21 protein-coding genes are annotated in these 21266 nt (G+C 70.0%); 8 read left to right on the forward strand and 13 right to left on the reverse strand.

Annotated features, from left to right (window positions below; translation table 11 throughout):
- The first annotated feature begins 21 nt into the window (after window positions 1–21).
- The 7 genes from ABZS54_RS12620 to pstB all read left to right on the forward strand — a co-directional run bounded on the left by ABZS54_RS12620 (window position 22) and on the right by pstB (window position 8388).
- On the forward strand, window positions 22–2199 hold the full coding sequence (locus ABZS54_RS12620; protein ID WP_355534027.1) for an RNA degradosome polyphosphate kinase: 2178 nt from the start codon (window positions 22–24) through the stop codon (window positions 2197–2199).
- Complete coding sequence (locus ABZS54_RS12625; RefSeq protein ID WP_355534029.1) at window positions 2186–3169, forward strand: CHAD domain-containing protein; 984 nt, start codon at window positions 2186–2188, stop codon at window positions 3167–3169. The genes ABZS54_RS12620 and ABZS54_RS12625 overlap by 14 nt, the downstream gene beginning before the upstream one ends.
- Window positions 3162–3974 carry an NUDIX hydrolase gene (locus tag ABZS54_RS12630; protein WP_355534031.1) on the forward strand — a complete coding sequence of 271 codons (813 nt, stop codon included), beginning with the start codon at window positions 3162–3164 and terminating at the stop codon, window positions 3972–3974. The genes ABZS54_RS12625 and ABZS54_RS12630 overlap by 8 nt, the downstream gene beginning before the upstream one ends.
- Before the next feature lie 287 nt (window positions 3975–4261).
- Window positions 4262–5407: a phosphate ABC transporter substrate-binding protein PstS gene (gene pstS / locus ABZS54_RS12635; protein ID WP_355534033.1), complete on the forward strand. Its 1146-nt coding sequence runs from the start codon at window positions 4262–4264 to the stop codon at window positions 5405–5407.
- 37 nt (window positions 5408–5444) lie between these two features.
- Window positions 5445–6440, forward strand: coding sequence for a phosphate ABC transporter permease subunit PstC (gene pstC / locus ABZS54_RS12640; protein WP_355534035.1), 996 nt, complete (start codon window positions 5445–5447; stop codon window positions 6438–6440).
- Window positions 6437–7546 (forward strand): phosphate ABC transporter permease PstA, encoded by a 1110-nt coding sequence (gene pstA / locus ABZS54_RS12645; protein ID WP_355534037.1) that lies wholly within the window; start codon window positions 6437–6439, stop codon window positions 7544–7546. The genes pstC and pstA overlap by 4 nt, the downstream gene beginning before the upstream one ends.
- Window positions 7547–7611: 65 nt before the next feature.
- Complete coding sequence (pstB, locus tag ABZS54_RS12650; RefSeq protein WP_355534080.1) at window positions 7612–8388, forward strand: phosphate ABC transporter ATP-binding protein PstB; 777 nt, start codon at window positions 7612–7614, stop codon at window positions 8386–8388.
- A 143-nt stretch (window positions 8389–8531) separates the two neighbouring features.
- Here the strand turns inward: pstB and ABZS54_RS12655 are convergent, their stop codons facing one another.
- Together ABZS54_RS12655 and ABZS54_RS12660 are read right to left on the reverse strand one after the other, a co-directional pair.
- Window positions 8532–9527, reverse strand: coding sequence for an inorganic phosphate transporter (locus ABZS54_RS12655; protein WP_355534039.1), 996 nt, complete (start codon window positions 9525–9527; stop codon window positions 8532–8534).
- A 4-nt stretch (window positions 9528–9531) separates the two neighbouring features.
- Window positions 9532–10152: a DUF47 family protein gene (locus ABZS54_RS12660; RefSeq protein WP_020552276.1), complete on the reverse strand. Its 621-nt coding sequence runs from the start codon at window positions 10150–10152 to the stop codon at window positions 9532–9534.
- 395 nt (window positions 10153–10547) lie between these two features.
- Between ABZS54_RS12660 and ABZS54_RS12665 the strand changes: the two genes are divergently transcribed.
- Complete coding sequence (locus ABZS54_RS12665; protein ID WP_355534041.1) at window positions 10548–10928, forward strand: metal-sensitive transcriptional regulator; 381 nt, start codon at window positions 10548–10550, stop codon at window positions 10926–10928.
- On the opposite strand, the gene ABZS54_RS12670 is transcribed toward ABZS54_RS12665, so the two are convergent.
- From ABZS54_RS12670 to ABZS54_RS12720, 11 genes are all read right to left on the reverse strand, one after another.
- Window positions 10885–11127, reverse strand: coding sequence for a hypothetical protein (locus ABZS54_RS12670; RefSeq protein WP_355534043.1), 243 nt, complete (start codon window positions 11125–11127; stop codon window positions 10885–10887). The genes ABZS54_RS12665 and ABZS54_RS12670 overlap by 44 nt on opposite strands.
- Window positions 11128–11248: 121 nt before the next feature.
- Entirely contained in the window at window positions 11249–12121 is an 873-nt protein-coding gene (locus ABZS54_RS12675) for a hypothetical protein (protein WP_355534045.1), read from the reverse strand.
- A gap of 89 nt (window positions 12122–12210) precedes the next feature.
- Window positions 12211–12924 carry a GntR family transcriptional regulator gene (locus ABZS54_RS12680; protein WP_355534047.1) on the reverse strand — a complete coding sequence of 238 codons (714 nt, stop codon included), beginning with the start codon at window positions 12922–12924 and terminating at the stop codon, window positions 12211–12213.
- Window positions 12925–12952: 28 nt separating this feature from the next.
- Entirely contained in the window at window positions 12953–13588 is a 636-nt protein-coding gene (locus ABZS54_RS12685; protein ID WP_355534048.1) for a phosphatase PAP2 family protein, read from the reverse strand.
- A gap of 49 nt (window positions 13589–13637) precedes the next feature.
- A complete protein-coding gene (locus ABZS54_RS12690) occupies window positions 13638–14483 on the reverse strand; it encodes an ABC transporter ATP-binding protein (RefSeq protein ID WP_355534081.1) in 846 nt (281 codons plus the stop codon).
- A 13-nt stretch (window positions 14484–14496) separates the two neighbouring features.
- A complete protein-coding gene (locus ABZS54_RS12695) occupies window positions 14497–15417 on the reverse strand; it encodes an ABC transporter permease (protein ID WP_355534050.1) in 921 nt (306 codons plus the stop codon).
- 57 nt (window positions 15418–15474) lie between these two features.
- Window positions 15475–16311: a glycosyltransferase family 2 protein gene (locus ABZS54_RS12700; protein ID WP_355534083.1), complete on the reverse strand. Its 837-nt coding sequence runs from the start codon at window positions 16309–16311 to the stop codon at window positions 15475–15477.
- A gap of 80 nt (window positions 16312–16391) precedes the next feature.
- On the reverse strand, window positions 16392–17174 hold the full coding sequence (locus ABZS54_RS12705; protein WP_355534052.1) for a CDP-alcohol phosphatidyltransferase family protein: 783 nt from the start codon (window positions 17172–17174) through the stop codon (window positions 16392–16394).
- The gene (locus ABZS54_RS12710; RefSeq protein ID WP_355534054.1) at window positions 17152–18222 is read right to left on the reverse strand and encodes an iron-containing alcohol dehydrogenase family protein; all 1071 of its coding nucleotides are present in this window, start codon (window positions 18220–18222) and stop codon (window positions 17152–17154) included. Before ABZS54_RS12710 ends, ABZS54_RS12705 begins: the two co-directional genes overlap by 23 nt.
- Entirely contained in the window at window positions 18210–18977 is a 768-nt protein-coding gene (locus tag ABZS54_RS12715; RefSeq protein ID WP_355534056.1) for a phosphocholine cytidylyltransferase family protein, read from the reverse strand. Before ABZS54_RS12715 ends, ABZS54_RS12710 begins: the two co-directional genes overlap by 13 nt.
- Window positions 18974–20746, reverse strand: a complete 1773-nt coding sequence (locus tag ABZS54_RS12720; protein WP_355534085.1) for a DUF5941 domain-containing protein — start codon at window positions 20744–20746, stop codon at window positions 18974–18976. The genes ABZS54_RS12715 and ABZS54_RS12720 overlap by 4 nt, the downstream gene beginning before the upstream one ends.
- Window positions 20747–21266 lie beyond the last annotated feature (520 nt).

Consider the following 21266-nt stretch of genomic DNA (forward strand, 5'->3'; position numbering starts at 1 on the left):
CCGCGAAATGACAATGGTCTGATGAACGCCGAGACCCCTGCCGCTCGATCCTCCCGACACCTGACCGTGGCCGTGCCACCGGCGAAGGCCGGCGGCACGAACTCGGCGGCCGCGGCCCCGCCGCATCCGGAGGACGAGTTGCCGCCGGACCGGTTTCTGGACCGGGAGGGCAGCTGGCTGGCGTTCAACGAACGCGTGCTCGAACTCGCCGAGGACCCGAGCACACCGCTGCTGGAGCGGGCGCGATACCTGGCCATTTTCGCGTCCAACCTCGACGAGTTCTTCATGGTTCGGGTGGCCGGTCTCAAGCGCCGGATCGCCACCGGTCTCGCGGTGCGCGCCGCCAGCGGCCTACAGCCGCGCGAGGTGCTGGAGAACATCTGGTCGCGCAGCCGCGCACTGATGGCCCGGCACTCCACGTGCTTCCACCACGATGTGCTGCCCGCGCTCGGCGAGGCCGACATCCAGTTGCTGCGCTTCGACGACCTGACCGACGGCGAGCGGCAGTCGTTGTACGCGCTCTTTCGCGAGCGGGTCTTCCCGGTGCTCACCCCCTTGGCGGTCGACCCGGCGCACCCGTTCCCGTACATCTCCGGCCTGTCGCTGAACCTGGCCGTGATCGTGCGCAATCCGCGCTCGGGCAACGAGCACTTCGCCCGGGTCAAGGTGCCGCCGCTGCTGCCGCGCTTCGTGGAGACCGCGCCGGCCCGCTTCGTGCCGCTCGAGGAGGTGATCGCCGAATTCCTCGGCGACCTGTTCCCGGGCATGGACGTGCTGGGCCACCACGCCTTCCGGGTCACCCGCAACGAGGACCTCGAGGTCGAGGAGGACGACGCGGAGAACCTGCTCCAGGCACTGGAGCGGGAGCTGATGCGCCGCCGGTTCGGTCCGCCGGTCCGGCTCGAGGTCGAGGAGACCATCGACCCGCACGTGCTCGACCTGCTGGTGCGCGAGCTGGGCGTGGGCGAGAAGGAGGTCTACCCGCTGCCCGGCCCGCTCGACCTGACCGGTCTGCATGCGATCGCCGACCTGGACAAGCCCGAACTCAAGTTCGGCCGCTTCGTCGCCGGCACCCATCGCGACCTGGCCGAGGTGGAGACCGCGCAGGCCGCCGATGTGTTCGCCGCGATGCGCAAGCGCGACATCCTGGTGCACCACCCCTACGACTCGTTCGCCACCTCGGTCCAGGCCTTCCTGGAGCAGGCCGCGGCCGACCCGGACGTGCTCGCGATCAAGCAGACCCTGTACCGCACCTCGGGCGACTCGCCGATCGTGGACGCCCTGGTGGACGCGGCCGAGGCCGGCAAGCAGGTACTGGTCCTGGTCGAGCTCAAGGCCCGCTTCGACGAGCACGCCAACATCACCTGGGCGCGCAAGCTGGAGCAGGCCGGCTGCCATGTCGTGCACGGCGTGGTGGGGCTCAAGACGCACTCCAAGCTGAGCCTGGTGGTCCGCCAGGAGGGCGACACGCTGCGCCGCTACTGCCACATCGGCACCGGCAACTACAACCCGAAGACGGCCCGGCTCTACGAGGACCTGGGCCTGTTGACCGCCGACCCGCAGGTCGGCGAGGACATGTCGAACCTGTTCAACCGGCTCTCCGGCTACTCGCGCGCGCAATCGTTTCGGCGGTTGCTGGTGGCCCCGCACTCGTTGCGCAACGGGCTGGTCGAGCGGATAGAGCGCGAGGTGGCCAACCACGAGCAGGGGCTGCCGGCGTACGTCCGGCTCAAGTCGAACTCGCTGGTCGACGAATTGGTGATCGACGCGCTCTACCGTGCCTCGCAGGCCGGCGTCCCGGTCGATCTGTGGATCCGGGGCATCTGCGCACTGCGCCCGGGCGTTCCCGGTCTGTCCGAGACCATCCGAGTACGCAGTATTCTCGGGCGTTTTTTGGAACACTCGAGAGTGTGGGTGTTCGCCGGCGGCGGCGAACCGGAGGTGTGGATCGGCAGTGCCGACCTGATGCACCGCAACCTGGACCGCAGGGTCGAGGCGGCGGTGCGGTTGCGCGGTGACCGACACCGCGACGAGATGACGTCCTTCATGGACCTGGGGATGAGCGCGGAGACCGCGTCCTGGCACCTGGACCGGGACGGCACCTGGACCAGGCACGCGACCGCTGCCGACGGCAGCCGGCTTCGTGACGTGCAGGAGCACCTCATCGAGACCCGGAGGCGCAGACGTGGGCCGGACTAAGCAGGAGACCACCATTCCTCGGCAGCGCGCGGCGGCCGAGGACACTTCGGCCGGCGCGATCCTGCTCGCCCATCTGGTCGGGGAAGCCGGTGCGTTCATCGACGAGCTGCCCCGGCTGAGCGCGGGCGAGGAGGAGGCCGCGCACAACGCGCGCGTGGCCGCCCGACGGATCCGCAGCGCGCTGGCCACGTGCGGGCCGCTCGTGGCGCCGGAGCCCGCCGCACGACTGCGCACCCGGTTGCGCGACGCGGCGGACGCCCTCGCGGGCGAGCGGGACGCCGAGGTGCTGCTGGAGCGCCTGCTGGCCGACCTGGACACGCTGCCGGAGCGCCCCGGCTCGGCTCGGGCCCGGGCGATCGTCACCCGCCGAATGCGCGGCGATCTGGGCGCCGGTCGGGCCCGCGCGCTGACCGCGCTCGGTACGGGAGTGTTCACCACGCTGTCCGCGGACCTGGTGGAGCCGGCTCTGGGCCTGACCTTCACCGAGCGGGCCGCGGCGCCGGGCGCCGAACTCGTGCCCAAGCTGGTCGCCCGGACGCTGCGCCGGCTGGACCGCGCCGCCGACGCGCTGCCGCTGGCGGAAGCGGGCGTGCCCTATCCGGCCGACCACGCCGGGTTCACCCCGTACGCGGGCACCGACGACGATGCCTGGCACCGGGTGCGGATCCTGGCCAAGCGGGCCCGCTACGCGGCCGACATGTGCGTGCCCGCGTTCGGCCCGCCGGCCGCTCGGCTGGCCCGGCGGCTCAAGGCGGTGACCGAGGTGCTCGGCGTGCACCAGGACGCGACCATCGCCGCCGACGCGGTCGCCGAGCTCGCGGCCGGTCCCCGGGTCGGCGGGCCCGCCGCCTTCGTCCTGGGCGAGTTGTACGCGCACGAGCGGCGGGTCGCCACGGCTCAGCGGTACGCGTTCACGCGGGTGTGGCCCAGGGCCGGCACCCCGGAAGCGCGGGCGTGGCTCGATGGATGACCCGCCCGGGGTCGCGCCCGCCGACCACCACCCGGTACTCGCCGCGGGCGGGGTGTTGTGGCGTCGGGCGGGGGACGCGGTGCAGGTCGGATTGGTGCATCGGCCGCGCTATGACGACTGGTCCTTCCCCAAGGGCAAGCTGGAGCCGGGCGAGCCCGCGGTGGTGGCCGCGGTCCGCGAGATCGCCGAGGAGACCGGGTATCGGGCCATCCTGGGACGCGAGCTGGGCGTGCGCAGCTATCCGATGCGCTCGCGCGATCGAATCAAGATCAACCGCTACTGGGTCGCCGAGGCGGTCGCGGGCGAGTTCGTCGCCAATCACGAGGTGGACCGGATGTGGTGGGGTCCGCCGGAGCAGGCCGCGACGCTGACCGGGACCCCGGAGTACACCGCGTCGCTGACCGACGCGTTTCGCACCGGGCCGCCGCCCGCGACGGTGCCGGTCCTGGTGTTGCGCGCGGGCCCGGCGTTCGCCCGGGATCTGGTGCCGATGCTGGCCGCGTTCGGACCGGTCGAGGTGTACGGCTGCGCGGAGTCGGCCGCCGCCGCGACGGTGGCGCCCTATGTCGCGGCCGTGGGCGCGCGGGTCCGGGCAACCTCGTGCTCGGTGGCCCAGGCGCTGCGCGGCGGCCGGCCGACCCTGCTGTGCGCACCCGTTCCGGACCTGCCCGGCGCCGGCCCCGGGATGAGTGCCACCCGGCTGGCCGTCGAGCCGTTGTTGCCCGGGGAGTTCGCCGTATTGCACGCGTGGGCGGGTCGAGTTGTGGCCATGGGCCGTTACGCTCCCTACCCGACGGGAAGCTGAGCACTTGGTCAAGCCGTGATCACGGTTTACCCAACGTCACACTGCGCGTATCTGAACATCCGATGAACACGATTCGGCCGGTGCGCCAAAGCCCCAGTTCACGGGTAGTAAATGCGCACATGGACGGACAATTCATCCAGCGGTCGGCTTATCTGACTCGACCGTTCGAGTTCACCTTCGGTTCACTTTGCGCGGCGGATCGCTTCATTCTCACGGCCTAACTTCATGGATGACGGCGACCATTCGGAACGCCGCACACGAGTTGAGTTCGATCGAAAGGGAGCGCCGTGACCATTCGGCCCCGCAGTGTCCGTCGCGGTATCGGCTTCACCGGCCTGGCACTCGCCGGCGCGCTCACGCTGGCCGCGTGTGGCTCCGACGACAACAGCTCGGGTGACGACAAGAAGTCGTCGACGAAGGGCGCGGCGGCCCCCGGCGCCGAGACCCCCAAGGGTGACTGCGGCACCGGCAAGCTCGCCGCCGCCGGTTCCAGCGCCCAGAAGAACGCGATGGACGAGTGGATCAAGGCGTACCAGGCCAAGTGCTCGGGTGCCTCGATCGACTACGCGTCCTCGGGTTCGGGCACCGGCCGTCAGTCGTTCTTCGACAAGCAGGTCACCTTCGCCGGCTCCGACTCCGCGCTCAAGCCGGAAGAGGTCGCCAAGGCGGGCGCGGCGTGCGCCCCCGGCCAGGCGATCAACCTGCCGATGGTGACCGGCCCGATCGCGATCGCGTACAACGTCTCCGGCGTCAAGGACCTGACCCTGGACGCGAAGACGATCGCCGGCATCTTCTCCGGCAAGATCACCAAGTGGGACGCCGCCGAGATCAAGGCGCTGAACCCGAACGCGCAGCTGCCCGCCACCGCGATCCAGACCGTGCACCGCTCGGAGGCCTCGGGCACCACCGAGAACTTCACCAAGTACCTCAAGGCCGCGGCCGGCGCCGACTGGACCTTCGACGCGGCCCAGGACTGGAAGGCCCCGGGCGGTCAGGGTGCCAAGGGCAGCGAGGGTGTCGCTTCCATCGTGAAGTCGACGCAGGGCGGCATCAGCTACATGGAGCAGTCCTACGCGGAGAACTCCGGCCTGGGCATCGCGCAGATCAACACGGGCGCGTCGGCCCCGGTCAAGCTCACCCCGGAGGCCGCGGGCAAGGCCGTCGAGGCTGCCAAGATCGTGGGCGAGGGCAACGACCTGAAGCTGTCGGTCGACTACGCGACCAAGGCCGAGGGCGCCTACCCGATCATCCTGGTCACCTACGAGATCGTTTGTGAGAAGGGCACCGCCGCGGACAAGCTCCCGCTGCTGAAGTCCTTCCTCAACTACACCTCCAGCGCCGAAGGCCAGAAGGTCCTCGCGGGCATCGGCTACGCGCCGCTCCCGACGACGGTCGCGGACAAGGTCCGCGCCGCCGTGGCCGGTCTGTCCTAGTCCGAGCCCGCTGAGCGACCGACTCGTACGGAGAGAGATGTCCACCACCACTCCCACCGCACCGGCGGAACCCGAGCGCAAGGCCCCCTCGGCCAAGCGCACCAAGGTTCGGCCAGGCGACCGGATCTTCTCCGGTGCCGCCCGCGGCGCCGGCATCAGCCTGCTCGCCATCATGGCCGCGATCGCGATCTTCCTCGTGGTCAAGGCGACGGACGCACTGTCGAAGAACCAGGGCAGCTTCCTGACCGACCAGGGTTGGGACCCGAACACGGCGAAGCCCGCGTTCGGTGTCGTCACTCTGGTGTTCGGGACGGTTGTCAGCGCCACCATCGCGATGCTCATCGCGGTGCCGGTCGCGGTGGGGGTGGCGCTGTTCATCACGCACTACGCCCCCCGGCGGATCGCCCAGACACTCGGCTACGTCATCGACCTGCTGGCCGCGGTGCCCAGCGTGGTCTACGGCCTGTGGGGCTACATCTTCCTGGCCCCCAAGCTGCTCGGCCTGCACGCGTGGTTGTCCGACTACCTCGGTTGGATCCCGCTGTTCGACAAGGAGCAGGCGGGCGTCACCGCCCGCACGCTGTTCACCGTCGGCATCGTGCTGGCCATCATGATCCTGCCGATCATCGCGGCGGTCACCCGTGAAGTCTTCCTCCAGGTACCCCGCGCCCATGAGGAGGCCGCGCTCGCACTCGGCGCCACCCGCTGGGAAATGATCCGGGTCGCGGTGCTGCCCTACGGCAAGCCCGGCATCATCAGCGCGTCGATGCTCGGCCTCGGCCGCGCGGTCGGCGAGACCATCGCGGTCGCCATGGTGCTCTCCCCCAGCTTCAACGTCTCGATCCACATCCTGGACCCGGGCAACAACACGATCGCGGCGAACATCGCGAACCAGTTCGGCGAGTCCAACGACATCGGCCGCGGCGCGTTGATCGCCTCCGGCCTGGTCCTGTTCATCATGACGCTGCTCGTCAACGGTGCCGCGCGCATCGTCATCAACCGGCGCAAGGCGTTCTCTGGAGCGAACTCATGACCGTCCTGGACACGGGCGACAAGCGCCCGGGCATCGGTACGGACGCGGTCGAGACCGATCGCGCCGGTCTGGCGGACCCGCGCGCGGCCTCGCTGACCCGTCGCACCCTGCCGCGTCAGGTGCCGTGGGCGATCGCCGCCGGCGGCGTGTTGCTGACGATCGTGTTCAAGCTGACCCTGGACAACTGGGGCCTCGCGGTCTTCCTCGGCGGAGTGGCCTTCATCGTCGCCCTCTCCGCCGTCTCGTGGCGCTTCGAGGACAGCCGTCGGGCCCGGGACCGGTTCGCCACCAGCCTGATCTCCACCGCGTTCGTGCTCGCCGTGCTGCCGCTGGTCTCGCTGCTTGGCTACACGATCCAGCGCGGCGCGGACAAGCTCACCCCGTACTTCCTGTCCCACTCGATGCGCGGCGTGGGCGCCCGGGACGACACCGGCGGCGTCTACCACGCGATCATCGGCACCCTGGAGCAGGTCGGCCTGGCCGCCCTGATCGCGGTCCCGATCGGTCTGCTCACCGCGATCTACCTGGTCGAGTACGGGCGCGGCCGGCTGGCCAAGACGATCACCTTCTTCGTCGACGTGATGACCGGTCTGCCGTCGATCGTCGCGGGTCTGTTCATCTACGCCTTCTGGATCATGATGCTCGGCTTCGAGGCCTCCGGCTTCGCCGGGTCGCTGGCGCTGATGATCCTGATGTTGCCGACCGTGGTGCGCTCCGCCGAGGAGATGCTGAAGCTGGTCCCGAACGAGCTGCGCGAGGCCAGCCTGGCCCTTGGCATCCCGATGTGGCGTACGGTGCTCAAGGTGGTGCTGCCCACCGCGTTCGGCGGCATCGTCACCGGCGTGATGCTCTCCATCGCCCGCGTGATCGGCGAGACCGCCCCGCTGCTGTTGCTCGTCGGGCTCACCCAGTCGATCAACACCGACCCCTTCTCCGGGTGGCAATCGGCACTGCCGCTGTACGTGTTCGACCAGAACCACGCCGGCAACCAGTTCGCCGAGGAACGGGCCTGGGCCGCAGCGCTCACGCTGATCATCATCGTCATGATCCTGAACCTGGCGGCGCGGTTGATCGCCCGCTGGAAGGCACCGAAGGCGGGCCGATGAAGCCCACGACGACGACCCGAACGGCCGACCGCGGCACCGACATCCGTACCGATCTCGAGGCAGGAATGACCAAGCGCATCGAAGTTGCCGGACTCAACGCCTACTACGGCTCGCACAAGGCCGTCGAGGACATCTCGATGACCATGGAGCCGCGTTCGGTCACGGCCTTCATCGGTCCTTCCGGCTGCGGCAAGTCCACCTTCCTCCGCACGCTGAACCGGATGCACGAGCTGATCCCGGGCGCCTCGGTGGACGGATCGGTCGCGCTGGACGGGCAGGACCTGTACGGCAGCGAGATCGACCCGGTCGCGGTCCGCCGCACGGTCGGCATGGTCTTCCAGCGGCCCAACCCGTTCCCGACCATGTCGATCTACGACAACGTCGCGGCCGGGCTCAAGCTCGCGGGCATCAAGCGCAAGGGCGACCTCGACGCGATCGTCGAGCGCTCACTGCGCGGCGCGAACCTGTGGACCGAGGTCAAAGACCGACTGAGCAAGCCCGGCGCGGGCCTGTCCGGCGGCCAGCAGCAGCGGCTGTGCATCGCGCGCGCGATCGCGGTCGAGCCGCAGGTGCTGCTGATGGACGAGCCGTGCTCGGCGCTAGACCCGATCTCCACGCTCGCGATCGAGGACCTGATCGCGCTGCTCAAGGAGCGGTACACGATCGTGATCGTGACCCACAACATGCAGCAGGCCGCGCGCGTCTCGGACAAGACCGCGTTCTTCAACCTGGCGGGCCCGGGTCAGCCCGGCAAGCTGGTGGAGATCGGCGACACCGAGACGATCTTCTCGGCGCCGACCCAGGAATCCACGGCGGACTACATCGCCGGCCGGTTCGGCTGACGGTCGAGAGTCGGCGGATCGCCGAGATGGACATGCAAGAGGGCCCACACCGGGACGGGTGTGGGCCCTCTCGTTCGATATGTCGCCTGCGAGCCGTGTGCCCCGTACGTCCTGCATTACGTACGCGGCGCGTGGTCCGCGGATCAGCCCACGATCAGGTAGGTGATCCAGTACACGCCGGCCGCGACCAGGCCGGCGGCCGGCATCGTGGTGAACCAGCCGATCAGGATGTTCTTGGCGACACCCCAGCGCACCGCCTTGACCCGCTTGGTCGCGCCCACGCCCATGATCGCCGAGGTGATGATGTGCGTGGTGGAAATCGGCGCCTTGAAGACGTAGGCCGTGGTGTACAGGATCGAGGCGGCCGTGGTCTCGGCCGCGAAGCCCTGCGGCGGGTCCAGCTCGATGATCTTGCGGCCGAGCGTGCGCATGATCCGCCACCCGCCCGCGTAGGTGCCCAGCGACAGAGTGATGGCGCACGCGAGCTTGACCCACACCGGGATGCTGTCGCCCTGCTGATGGCCGCTGATCACCAGCGCCATCACCACGATGCCCATCGTCTTCTGGGCGTCCTGGATACCGTGCCCGAGCGCCATGCCGGCCGCCGAGACGGTCTGCGCCAGCCGGAAGCCGCGCTTGGCCTTGTGCGGGTTGGACTTACGGAACAGCCAGATGATCCCGACCATCACCAGGTAGCCGGCGACCAGGCCGACCACCGGCGACAGGAACATCGGGATGACGACTTTGTCGATCACACCGTTCCAGTAGACGGTGCTGGAGCCCGCGAGCGCGGCGCCGACCAGGCCACCGAACAGCGCGTGCGACGAGGACGAGGGCAGGCCGAAGTACCAGGTCAGCAGGTTCCAGAAGATCGCGCCGACCAGCGCCGCGAACAGGATGACCAGGCCATCCTTGCCTTCGGGGGTGGCGATCAGCCCTTCGCTGACGGTCTTGGCGACGCCTTCGCCGAGGAAGGCGCCCGCGAGGTTCATCACCGCGGCCATGGCCAGCGCCGCTCGCGGAGTCAGAGCCCGAGTGGACACCGAGGTCGCGATGGCGTTGGCCGAGTCGTGGAAGCCGTTGGTGTAGGTGAAGAAGAGCGCGACGCCGATGACGATGATCAGACCAGTGAGTTCCACTGGGTCAGGACTCCTTGACGGCGATCGTCTCGACCGTGTTCGCCACGTGCTCGAACCCGTCGGCGGCCTCTTCGAGCACGTCGACGATGCCCTTGAGCTTGAGCACGGTCAGCGCGTCGTACGCGCCACTGAACAAATGGGCAAGGAGCTTGCGGTGGATCTGGTCGGCCTGGTTCTCGAGTCGGTTGATCTCGATCCAGTACTCGGTCAGGTCCTTCATGGTGCGCAGCCGGGGCATCGCCTCGGCGGTCAGTTCCGAGGCCCGGACCAGCACCTCGATCTGATCCGCGACCTGCGGCGGGAGTTCGTCGAGCTGATACAGCACGACCAGGTCGACAGCCTCTTCCATGTAGTCCATGACATCGTCCAGTTGCGAGGCGAGGGCATAGATGTCCTCGCGGTCGAACGGGGTGATGAAGGAGGCGTTGAGCTGGCGCATGATCGCATGCGTGGTGTCGTCACCGGCATGCTCGGCCGCGCGCATCCGTTCGGCGATCTCCGGACGAGCGGAGACCTCTGCGCCGAGCAACTCCGTCAGGAGCTTGGATGCGGTGACCAGGTTGCTCGCCGCTGCGGCGAACATGTCGTAGAAGCTCGTCTCCCTGGGGGTCAGACGCAATCGCACTGGAGGTCTCCGGGATAATGAAAGTGGTCGGCGTCGATGCTAGGCGCTCCGGCGGTCGTGCACGCAAACCGGGGAGTCGACGCGAACCGCGACCGTACCCGGCGGTAGTGAGACGCGCGCTCACAGCGACGAACGGGCATGCGGAATCACCCGTTCCGCCGCCTAGGACGCCCGTCACACGGCCAGAGTATGGGCCAGGGCACCATTCGAGTGACAGTGCGTCCTACGCTCGATCCATGTCGCCCACATCACATGAACGGATTCGGGGGATCGATCGGGACGTCCGCGGATGAGGCGGGCGTGTGCGATCGACACCGCAGGCGCGTGATCGGAATGTTTGCCGGATATACCCCCCAGGGGTAAATTCGGGTCATGGACGGCCACCCGATCGGGCCATGGACACATGGGGAACGGCCGCAGAGATACGGGAGACGACGGTGGAACAGGATCCGCAGACGCCGGATACGACGGCGACGCCCGGCGCATCGGGGCACGGGCACGGCTACAGCGGGCGCAAGGACGAGCACCTCAAGCGGCTGCGCCGGGTCGAGGGGCAGGTCCGCGGGTTGCAGCGGATGGTCTCCGAGGACGAATACTGCATCGACATCCTGACGCAGGTCTCGGCGGCCACCAAGGCACTGCAATCGTTCGCGCTCAGCCTGCTGGAGGAGCATCTGGCGCACTGCGTCGCGAACGCGGTGGAAAAGGGCGGCCCGGAAGCGGACGAAAAGGTCAAGGAGGCGTCCCAGGCGATCGCACGCCTGGTGCGCTCCTGAGGCTGCGGCGACGGGGGCCGGCCCGAGTGTGGGCCCCCGCACCCCAGCCGCCGACGAGTCCGAGCACGGCGTCGATCTGAGCCTGCGTAAGCGGACCCTCACTCGCCGACGCCGCGATCATCAGGTCGCCGTAGAGCTCGATCTCGTCGAGGACGACGTGGTCGTGTACACCGCGATCGGAGAACCGCGACACCCACATCACCTCCTCGTGCGCACCCCGGACGGGCCTCGGCCCATCCAGCCTAGGGGTGGCTCCGCGGCGCCGACATGGCACGCCTGGGTCATATGGGGACCGCCCGGAACGGCTCCACGCGAGTGACTCAGCCGCGTCCCGCGGGTGTCCCGGACGGGCTCGGCGCGACGTACAGGTCCTTGGCCTCGGGCGGCTTGACGCCGACCACCACGCCGAAGTCGTACAACTCCGCCGCGGAGAGCACCTTCGCGGTCGGCGTCGCCTTGCCCTGGTCCGGACCCATCACGAACGCGAACGACTCCTCGACCTTGCGCAGTCGGCCGGCGTCGTCGAGGTAGGCGTCGAACGGGATCGGCGCGCCGTCGAAGGTCTTGAGCGCGGCGGCCAGCGGGCCGCGCACCGCCGGTGCGGTCAGGTCGTGCGCCTTGCGGATGTCGAGGGTGCCCCGGTAGTGCCGCACCTGGTCCGCGCCGAACTTCTCGGTGCCCACGAGCACCACGTCGTCGTTGACCCCGCGCAGTATCTCGAAGGACGTCCCGGGGTCGGTGGCACCGCCGCTGACCAGGTTGCCGTCGGCCAGCCCGTCGATCGCCAGCCGCACCCACTTGTCCTTGGGCACGCCCGGCGACCCGTTCTTCATGTAGAGCGCGTCGGGGGTGAGGATCTCCTGGAGCGGGCCGGCGATGCCGGAGTCCTTGGGCGCGTCCACCGTGAGCGAGCCGATGTGCCGGACGTAGTCGAACATGCCCTGCCCGGTGAGCTTGACCACCCGGTCGGCGTTTTGCATGGTCATCGTGGTGCGGGTGCGCGAACTCTTGGCCCCGGTCGTGACATCGGCCGCCTTGCGGACCGCCAGGACCGCCTCGGACGGGCCGGTCGCGGCCCCGGAACTGCCCTTGACCTGCACTCCCTGGGGTTGCACGTCGTCGTCCTGACAGCCGGTGGCCCCGGCCAGGAGGAGGGCGCAGCAAACACCCGTGAGCGCGGTACGGACCAACATGTGGGGTTCTCCCGGATGCTCGGAATCCTCGCGTGACGGTCGGCCACGCGGCGGCGGCACGACGGGACAACGAGCGAGGCGACGCCGGGTTACGGCCGTTCGGGGGACGGCGGGTCGGCGGGCGCGGGCAGCGCCTCGGGGGCCGGGCGGCGCGACCAGGCCAGGTGACGCCGGGTCAACTCCTCGGCGCCGGCCCGATCACCGGCCTCGATCAGGTCGAGCAACCGGTGGTGCTCGGCGGCGATCACGCTCCGGTCGGCCGGATCGGCCAGCGGGCGCGGACCGTACAGCCGGGTCTGGGCCCGCAGTTCGGCGACCATCCGGACCAGACGCGGGTTGCCGGCCAGGCCGAGCAGGTGGGCGTGGAAACGATCGTCGGCGTCCACGTAGGCCGGCGCGTCGACGCGGGCGACCGCGTCGGCGAGTTCGTCGACCAGCGCACGCAGGGCCGGCAGCGCGGAGGCGCAACCGTCCTCGGCGATCCGCCCGATGATCGGTATCTCCAGCAGTTCGCGCAGGTCGTGGATGTCGTCCAGGTCGGCGGCGGACATGCTGCGGACCCGAAAGCCCTTGTTGCGGACCGGCTCGACCAGACCGTCCTTGGCCAGATCGAGCAGCGCCTCGCGGACCGGCGTCGCGGACACCCCGAATCGGGTGGCCAGGGCGGGCGCCGAGTAGACCACACCGGGCTGCATCCGACCCGCCACCAGCGCGGCCCGGACCGCGCGCGTGACCTGCTCGCGCAGGCTCAGCCGCTCGCCCAGGCGCCCGGCGTCGCGGCCGCCCTCGGTGTCCGTCCCCATCGTCTCCGCCCCCTCGGCCGCGTCGCCGTCATCCGGCCGGGCGCGGCTCGGCCGTCACCAGCGGACGCAGCGGCCCGCGTTCGACCAGCCGCACCACCGGTTCCAGGACACGACCCATGAACATCGAGCCGACCAGGGCGACCAGCGCGCCGAGTGCGAACCCGGCGAGCACGTCGGTCGGGTAGTGCACGCCCACGTACAGCCGGGCGAAACCGGTGAACACCGACGCGAGCACCGCCAGGATCCCGATCCGGCGGTCCACCAACAGGATCCCGACCGCCAGCGCCATCGTGGTCAGCGCGTGGTCGGAGGCGAAGGACGGATCGGTCTTGCCCTCGACGAGCACATGCAGCCCGTCGTGGCTCAGGAACGGGCGCGGCCGGTTCACCCAGTCGCGCAGCGGCGCGTTCGCCAACTCGGCGACCAGGGCCGCGAGCGGGGCCCATACGAGACCGGCCACGGCCGCGGTGTGGTCGGCCCGGCCCCGGGCCCGCCACCACGCGAGCAGGGCGAGCACGGCGAGTACGGCGAACATGCCGTACTCGCCCATGAACTCCATGCCCCCGTGTGCCCATGAGGTGTGTTCGGTGAGTCCATTGACGTCCCGCAGGACCTCGATGTCGAGGTTGTCGTCGGTACTCTCCGCCAGAACCTGCAAGGACACCGGTGAACCCCTTCGCGTGGTGCATTGTGGTGCGGATGGTGCGGTGCTGCTACTTGCCCTCGTAGGCGTCGACGACCTGGGCCATCGGCCCGTCCATCTTGATCACGCCCTGATCGAGCCAGATCACCCGGTCGCAGGTGTCCCGGATCGACTTCATGCTGTGGCTGACCAGGAAGACCGTGCCGGCCTCCTTGCGCAGCTCGCGGATCCGGGCCTCGCTCTTGAGCTGGAACTCGCGGTCGCCGGTGGCCAGCGCCTCGTCGATCATCAGCACGTCGTGCGTGCGCGCGGCGGCGATGGAGAACCGCAGCCGGGCCGCCATGCCGGACGAGTAGGTGCGCATCGGCAGCTTGGTGAAGTCCTTGCCGTTGTAGTTGTTGAGGCCGGAGAACGTGGCGATCTCGTCGTAGTTGTCCTCGGCCTCCTGCTGGGTCATGCCCATCGCCAGGCAACCCAGGATGATGTTCCGCTCACCGGTGAGGTCGTTCATCATCGCCGCGTTGACACCGAGCAGCGACGGCTGGCCGTCGCTGTAGATCTTGCCGGTGGTCGGCGGCAGCAGGCCGGCGATGCACTTGAGCAGCGTGCTCTTGCCGGAGCCGTTGCGGCCGATCAGACCGATCGCCTGGCCCTTGTACGCGACGAAGCTGACGCCGCGCACCGCGTGCACCTCGGTGACGCCGGTGGCCTTCTTGCGCAGCGCCAGCCGGGACAGCGCGGAGGTCGCGCTGCCCTTGCCCGAGGAGGCGCCGTGTACCCGGTAGATCAGATGCACGTCGTCGACCACGACCGTCGGCGGGACCTCCTCCTGCTGCGGAGCCTGCTTCGGTTCGTGCGGTTGGCTCTGTTCGGGCACCTCGACCTCGGGCTTCTCGGTGACCTCGCTCCAATTCATGATTGCCGGCTGCTCAGCCACGGCCGTACCTCTCTTCCGCCTTCCAGAAGTACACGTAGCCGCCGAAGCCCATCACGATTGCCCAGCCGACGGCGTAGCCCCAGATGTGCGGGGGGACGTTGGGGTGCGTGTCGATGAGCGCGTCGCGCACCAGCTCGATGTACACCGCACCCGGGTTCGCCTCCAGCAGACGGGCCACCCACGTCGGCGCCTTCTGGGTGTAGTTGTCCAGGCTGTAGAAGACGCCGCTGAGGTACAGCCACGTGCGCAGGATGAACGGCAGCAGCTGCTTGATGTCCACCATCACGGCGCCGATGCGGGCCAGCACCAGGCTCAGGCCGACGTTGAAGATGAACTGCAGTATCAGCGCGGGCAGGATGAGCAGCCACTTCAGGCTGAGCGGCTCACCGGTGCCCAGCACGATCGCGCACAGCACGATCATGGAGAAGAGCAGCTGCTGAAGCTGCACGATGGTGAACGAGATCGGCAGGCACGCGCGCGGGAAGTGCAGCGCGCGGATCAGGTTGAGCTGGTCGCTGATCGCCCGGCTGCCCGCGAGGACCGCGCTCTGCGTGAACGTGAACACGAAGACGCCGGTGACCAGGAAGGCGACGTAGTTGTCGATGCCGCCCTTGGTCTTCACCAGGTAACCGAAGATCAGGTAGTACACGGCCGCGTTCAGCAGTGGGGTGAGCACCTGCCATACCTGGCCGAGTTTGGCGGTGCTGTAGGTCGCCCGGGTCTTCGCGTTGGCGAAGGCCACCACGAAGTGGCGCCGAGCCCAGAGCTGCTTCGTGTACGAGAGCAACCCCGGTCGGGCGCCGCTGACCGTCAGCTTGTAGCGGGCGGCGAGATCCGCCAGAGGTTCGGACGAACCGGGGGACGCCGACGTCCCCTGTGGGCTCAGGGTGTCGGCCTGCGCGCTGTTGGCCACGTTGACACTTTCGTCTGCGTCGGATCGAAATCGAAACGGTACGAGAATTCCAGCCTGTCAGATGACGGGCGGGCGACCGAGCCTGGTCATCCGCCAGACGGTCCGCCAGGACATCGGCTTGCGCGGGCCGCTCGGGGTCTTCCACCCCTCGCGGAAGCCGGCCAGCCAGGCCTGGGCGTTCTCCCCGGACGGCCGGCGGGCGGCGGTGAGTACGACCCAGGTGCCCAGGTAGGCGGGCACGATCGGCCACGGCAGGTTACGGCGGGCCAGGTAGACGCGGTTGCGCGCGTTCATCCGAAAGAATGCCGCGTGCCGCGCCGGGCTGGTCTTGGGGTGCTCCAGCACGACGTCCGCGCGGTACTCGATCTCCCATCCGGCATCGAGCGCGCGCCACGCGAGGTCGGTCTCCTCGTGCGCGTAGAAGAAGTCGTCGGGCAACCCGCCGACCTCCTCCAGCACGGCCGCACGGACCGCGCTCGCGCCGCCGAGGAAGGTGGTCACCGGACCCGAGCGCAGCGGGTCGCCGACCCGGATCCTGGGCACGTGTCGGCGCTGGGTCTCGCCGCTCTCCGGGTCCACGATCCGGAAGCTGACGATGCCCAGGCGCGGGTTCGCCGCGAACGCCTCGCGCAACAACCGACCGGCGTCGGTCCCGCCGAGGCGGCCGTCGTCGTCGAGGAAGAGCACCACGTCGGTGCCGGCCGGCAGGCCCGCGGTGCCCACATTGCGGCCGGCGGGGATGCCCACGTTCTTCGGCAGGGGGATGCCCACCGCGCCCTCGGGCAGCTCCGGCAGCGGGCCGCCGTTGGCCACCACGACCACCGCCATCGGGTCGCCGACCTGGTCGGCGACCGAGCGCAGCAGCCGGTCCAGCTCGACCGGGCGGTCGCCCATGGTCAGCACGACCGCGCCGAGTGTGATGCGATCCGCACCGGCGACGTCGCCGGTGCGCTGCCCCTCGGCAGCCTCGGCGTTCACCGGAGCCTGCTCGACATGAGCACGCTGACCAGGTGCAGCACGGTCTGCAGGAGCGCGATGGCGGCGAGCGCACCGACCGCGATCCTGCTGTACAGCAGGCCGCCGTCGTCGGCCACCAGGTCGAGCACGCCCGCCAGAAGCAGGAAGATCGACGCCTCGACGGCGCCGACCAGGCGGTGGAACTTGAGCGAGGCGACCAGCTTGCGGGCCGATGCGGCGCCCGAGGAGCGCGGCACGGCGGCGGCGTCCTGCACGGGCGGCAGGCCGCTCTTGGCCCGGGCGCCGTCGACCAGGTCGGTCTCCGACTTGATCAGGATCGCGCCCAGCGCGGCGACCACACCCAGCGTCGCGTAGCCGTTGAAGCCGCCGCCGTCCAGGACGCCCGCGGCGTGCAGGCCGGCGCCGGAGAGCAGCGCCGCCTCGGAGAGGTAGTGGCCGACCCGGTCGAGGTAGACACCGGTGACCGAGGTCTGCCGACGCCAGCGGGCCACCTCGCCGTCGACGCAGTCGAGCAGCAGGTAGAGCTGCACCAGGATCAGCGCCGCGAGCGGCCCGGCGATCCCGGGCAGGATCAGCGCGGCGCCCGCGGCGATGCCCGCGAGGATCATCATGTAGGTGAGCCCGTTGGGCGTCACCCGGGTCCCGACTATGCGTCGGGTGACCTGGAGGGAGATCTGCCGCATGTAGATGCGGCCGGCCCAGTGTTCGCCACTGCGCCGGTCGAGCAGGCCCGCGGGGTGTACGACCGAGCGAAGCTCAGCCGCCGTAGGTGTGGACATATTCGGTCACCGAATCCCGGATGGCGTCATTGTCGAGGTCGAGATGTTCGAGGATGGTGAAGCGTCCCGGACGGGTCTGGGGCGCGTGACTCACCGCCGCCACGAATTCGTCGAGGGTCAAGCCGAGATGCTCCGGCACGACCGGCAGCTTGTGCCGATCCAGGGTGCTCGTCAAGAGCTGCGTCAGCTCGGCGTCGCCACGCAGGTGCGCGGCGAACGCGGCGCCCAGGCCGACCTGTTCGCCGTGCAGTCCATCGTGACCGTCGCGCTCGCCGTAGAGCAGGTCTATCGCGTGCGAGATCTCGTGGCACGCCCCGCTGCAGGGGCGCGTGGTGCCGGCCACGGACATCGCGATGCCGGAGAGTACGAGGCCCTCGGCCAGGGCCACGAGGAAGTCGTCGTCCTCGATGCCGCCGGGGCGGTGCAGTATCGAGTCGCCGGAGGTGCGGGCCAGCGCGACCGCCAGGCCGTCCACCGGCTCGCCGGTCTCGCGCTGGGAGAGTTCCCAGTCGGCGACCGCGCACAGGTTGGACAACGACTCGCCGATGCCCGAGCGCACGAAGCGCTGCGGCGCGGCGCGGACCAGGTCCAGGTCCACCACCAGCGCGATCGGTGTGGGCACGCCGTAGGAGCCGCGGCCCGCGTCGTTGTCGAGGATGCTCACCGGCGACGCGATGCCGTCGTGGGCGAGGTTGGTGGCGACCGCGACCATGGGCAGGCCCACGCGCGCGGCGGCGTACTTGGTCGCGTCCAGGACCCGGCCGCCGCCGAGGCCGACCACCGCGTCGTAGGCCCCGCCGCGCATCCGGTCGGCCAGGTCGACGGCGGCGGTCAGCGTGCCGCCGGCAACGCTGTACCACTCGGCGCCGGGCAGTTGCGGCGCGAACCGTTCGCGCAGCCGCGCGCCGGAGCCTTCGCTGACCACGACCGCGATCCGGCCCGAGGTGGAGACCCGGCGGTCGGCCAGGATGGCCGCGAGGTCGTCGACCGCGCCCGCGCGGATGTCGACGGTGAGCGGTGTGGGGACCAGTCGGGTCAGTACCGGCACGCGATCTCCCGCGCGACCATGAGGTCCTCGGTGGTGTCGATCTCGGTCCACGGCACCCGGGTGTCCGGCGCGCTGATCGGCTGTACGTCGACCCGACCGCCCCGGTTCACCAGCTCCTGGTAGCCGTCCTCGTAGTACAGCTGCGGGTCGCGCTCGAAGGTCGCCCGGAGCGATTCGATCAGCGCGGGCGCCGCGTGGCCCTCGATCAGCGTGACGCCGATGTACTCGCCGGCCGCGTCGGCCGGGTCCATCAGCTTGGTGATCCGGCGCATCCGGCCGTCCTCACCGAGGGTGACCTTCATTTCCTCGTCGGCGAGCGGCTTGGCGGTGTCCAGGGCCAGGATGATGCCCTTGGCGCCGTCCCGGGCGGCCAGCATCGTCTCCTGGACCGAGAGCGGGTGCAGCGTGTCGCCGTTGGCCAGCAGCACACCGTCCGCGAGGTGGTCGCGCGCGCACCACAGGGAGTAGGCGTTGTTCCACTCCTCGGCCTTGTCGTTGTCGACCATGTGCAGCTTCAGGCCGTACCGGCGCTCGAGCACGCTCTGCCGCTCACGGATCGCGTCGCCGCAGTAGCCGACCACGATCGCGGCCTCGGTCAGCCCGACCGCGGCGTAGTGCGACAGCGTGACCTCCAGGATCGACCGTTCGCTGTCCGGCGCACCGGGCGCGCCCACCGGCACCAGCGCCTTGGGCAGCGTGTCGGTATGCGGGCGCAGCCGGCGGCCGGCGCCGGCGGCGAGAACGAGGCCGATCATGAGAGGTCTCCAGTTCGATCGGAGGCCGCCGCGGCGGCCTCCAGAGGGCGGTACGACGACGTCGAGGCCGTGGGAGCCGGACCCACCGGAGTCGCGTCCTCGATGTCCGGGCGCGCACCGCGCACCCAGAACGTGACACTCTCGGTGAGCACGATCGCCGCGAGCACGACGGCCGTCACGATCAGGCCGGTGCGCAGGGTCTCCGAGCCCAGCGCGGCAAGCACGGTCACCAGGAGCACACGCCCCTCGTGACCCAGGACCAGCCACACCAGTGCCCGGGGCGGTGCCCCGTAGCCGCCACGCAGGCGGTACACCGTGTCGTAGTGATGGTAGGCCGTGGCCGCGACCAAGCCGAACGCCGCCGCCACCGCGGTGGGCGCCACCTTGGCGGCGAGGATGGTGATCGCGGCGTACTCGGCGGCCCGGAACACCGGCGGCACCACCCAGTCGAGCCGACGCACCAGCGGCCGGCCGATCGCCACGCCGGCACACAGCGCGTACACACCGGCGCCGGCCAGGCCCCACCACTCGCCCGCGCCGCCCGCAAGCAGTACGGCGAGCAGCGCGGCGGTGCCGACCAGCGCCGCGGCGGGAGCGGGCACACGCAGCCGCAGTCGGGCCACCGCCTCGGCGAGCGGGCCGCTGTCGGCGAGCGCGGCGAGGTGTTGGCCCACCTGCGGGACGAACGCCGCGCGGCGCGGCAGCGAGCGCAGGATCCGGCCCAGCGAGGTGTAGCAGGCGGCCAGCACACAGCCGACGATCAGTACGACGAAGGTGATCCGCGGCGTGGTGGTCGCGGTGAGCACGGCGATCAGCGCCCAGCGCTCGCCGATCGGCAGGATGATCATCCGCCGCGCCCACACGGTCCAACCGACCGAGTTCAGCTTGCCGGAGAGCTTGGCGCCCGCGCCGCCCTCGGCGCTGTCGTCGTCCCCGCCGCCGATGCCGCGTCGGGTCTCGTTGAAGGCGAAGTCGACGATGTGTCGGGTGGTCATCACGACCATGGCGACCAGCGCGAGGGTCCACACGTCGTCGTCGTGCCGGGCCGCGCCCAGGGCCAGGCCCGCGTAGACCGCGTACTCCTTGGCCCGGTCGAAGGTGGCGTCCAGCCACGAGCCGATCCGCGAGTAACTCACCGCGTAGCGGGCGAGTTGGCCGTCGGTGCAGTCCAGGACGAAGGACAGGTACAGGCCCAGGGCAGCGCCGATGTAGCCCGCCCGGGTGCCGGTGGCGGCGCCCGCGGCCGCGGCGATTGCGACGAACAGCGAGGCGACGGTGACCTGGTTGGGCGTCAGGCCCCGGCGGGCGCACCAGCGCGCGAGATGGCGCGACCAGGTGCTCACCGCGAAGGTGGTGAAGAACCCGTCGCGGGCCTTGACCGCCGAGTTCAGCCGGATCCGTTCCTCGTCCACGGCCGCCACTGCGGCCAGCGCGTGCTCGCGTTCGGCGCGATCGCGCGGGACCGCGGCGACCAGGTCGCCCAGCGGCACCTCGCGCACCGACACCCGACCGTCCGCGATCATCCGCTCGGCGATCGCGTCCGGCACGCTGATGTCGGCGGGCAGGCGCCCGAGTTCGGCGAGCACTCGGCCGGCCTCGACTCGCGCGTCGCCCTCGACGACGAGCACACCGGGCACGTGCGTGGCCGGAAAACGGGTGTCGGCGATCGCCAGCCGCAGTGCGTGGCGGTGCCCGACGAACCGGTGATCGACCAGGGCGACGCGGTCGGTGTCGGACGCGATCCGCAGGTCGAGCCCGGTCGCGGGCACGACGTCGACGTCGGGCACCGCCCGGGTCAGCGCGGCGAGTTCGGCCGGCAGCGAAGCCGGATCGATTCCGGCCGGGGAGGGCAACGATGTTGACGCCGTGATGACCAGTGCCGTGGACAGGCGCCATCACTCCTTACGAGCGGTCGCCGGAGCAACTTTGATGTCAAAGGTGTGGACGGGGCGCAGCCCCGGTCGAAACAACGAGACAGGCTAGCCGATCATGGGGAGCCTCGATACACCGTCCGATCCGTCCCGCACCATCGTGACAGGGTCGCTCGCACGCACCGGCGCCGGGCTCGGGAAAAGCGGCTCCGCCGAGGGAACCGGAATGCGACTTCCGGACGTCCCAACCACGGGGCGCGGCGATACCCGTCCGGTGGCGACCTTCGCCCGATGATCCGCCCATTGGTTAGGATCCAGGCAACTCGTGCCTACATTTTGCGGGTACTTCCCACCCTCTTCGTCATGATCGGCCACATCGCCAGTCGGTCGACGGAGCGCCCTCAAGGCATAGCCCGAG

Source organism: Embleya sp. NPDC005575, from assembly GCF_040605455.1.
Taxonomy (GTDB): Bacteria; Actinomycetota; Actinomycetes; order Streptomycetales; family Streptomycetaceae; genus Embleya.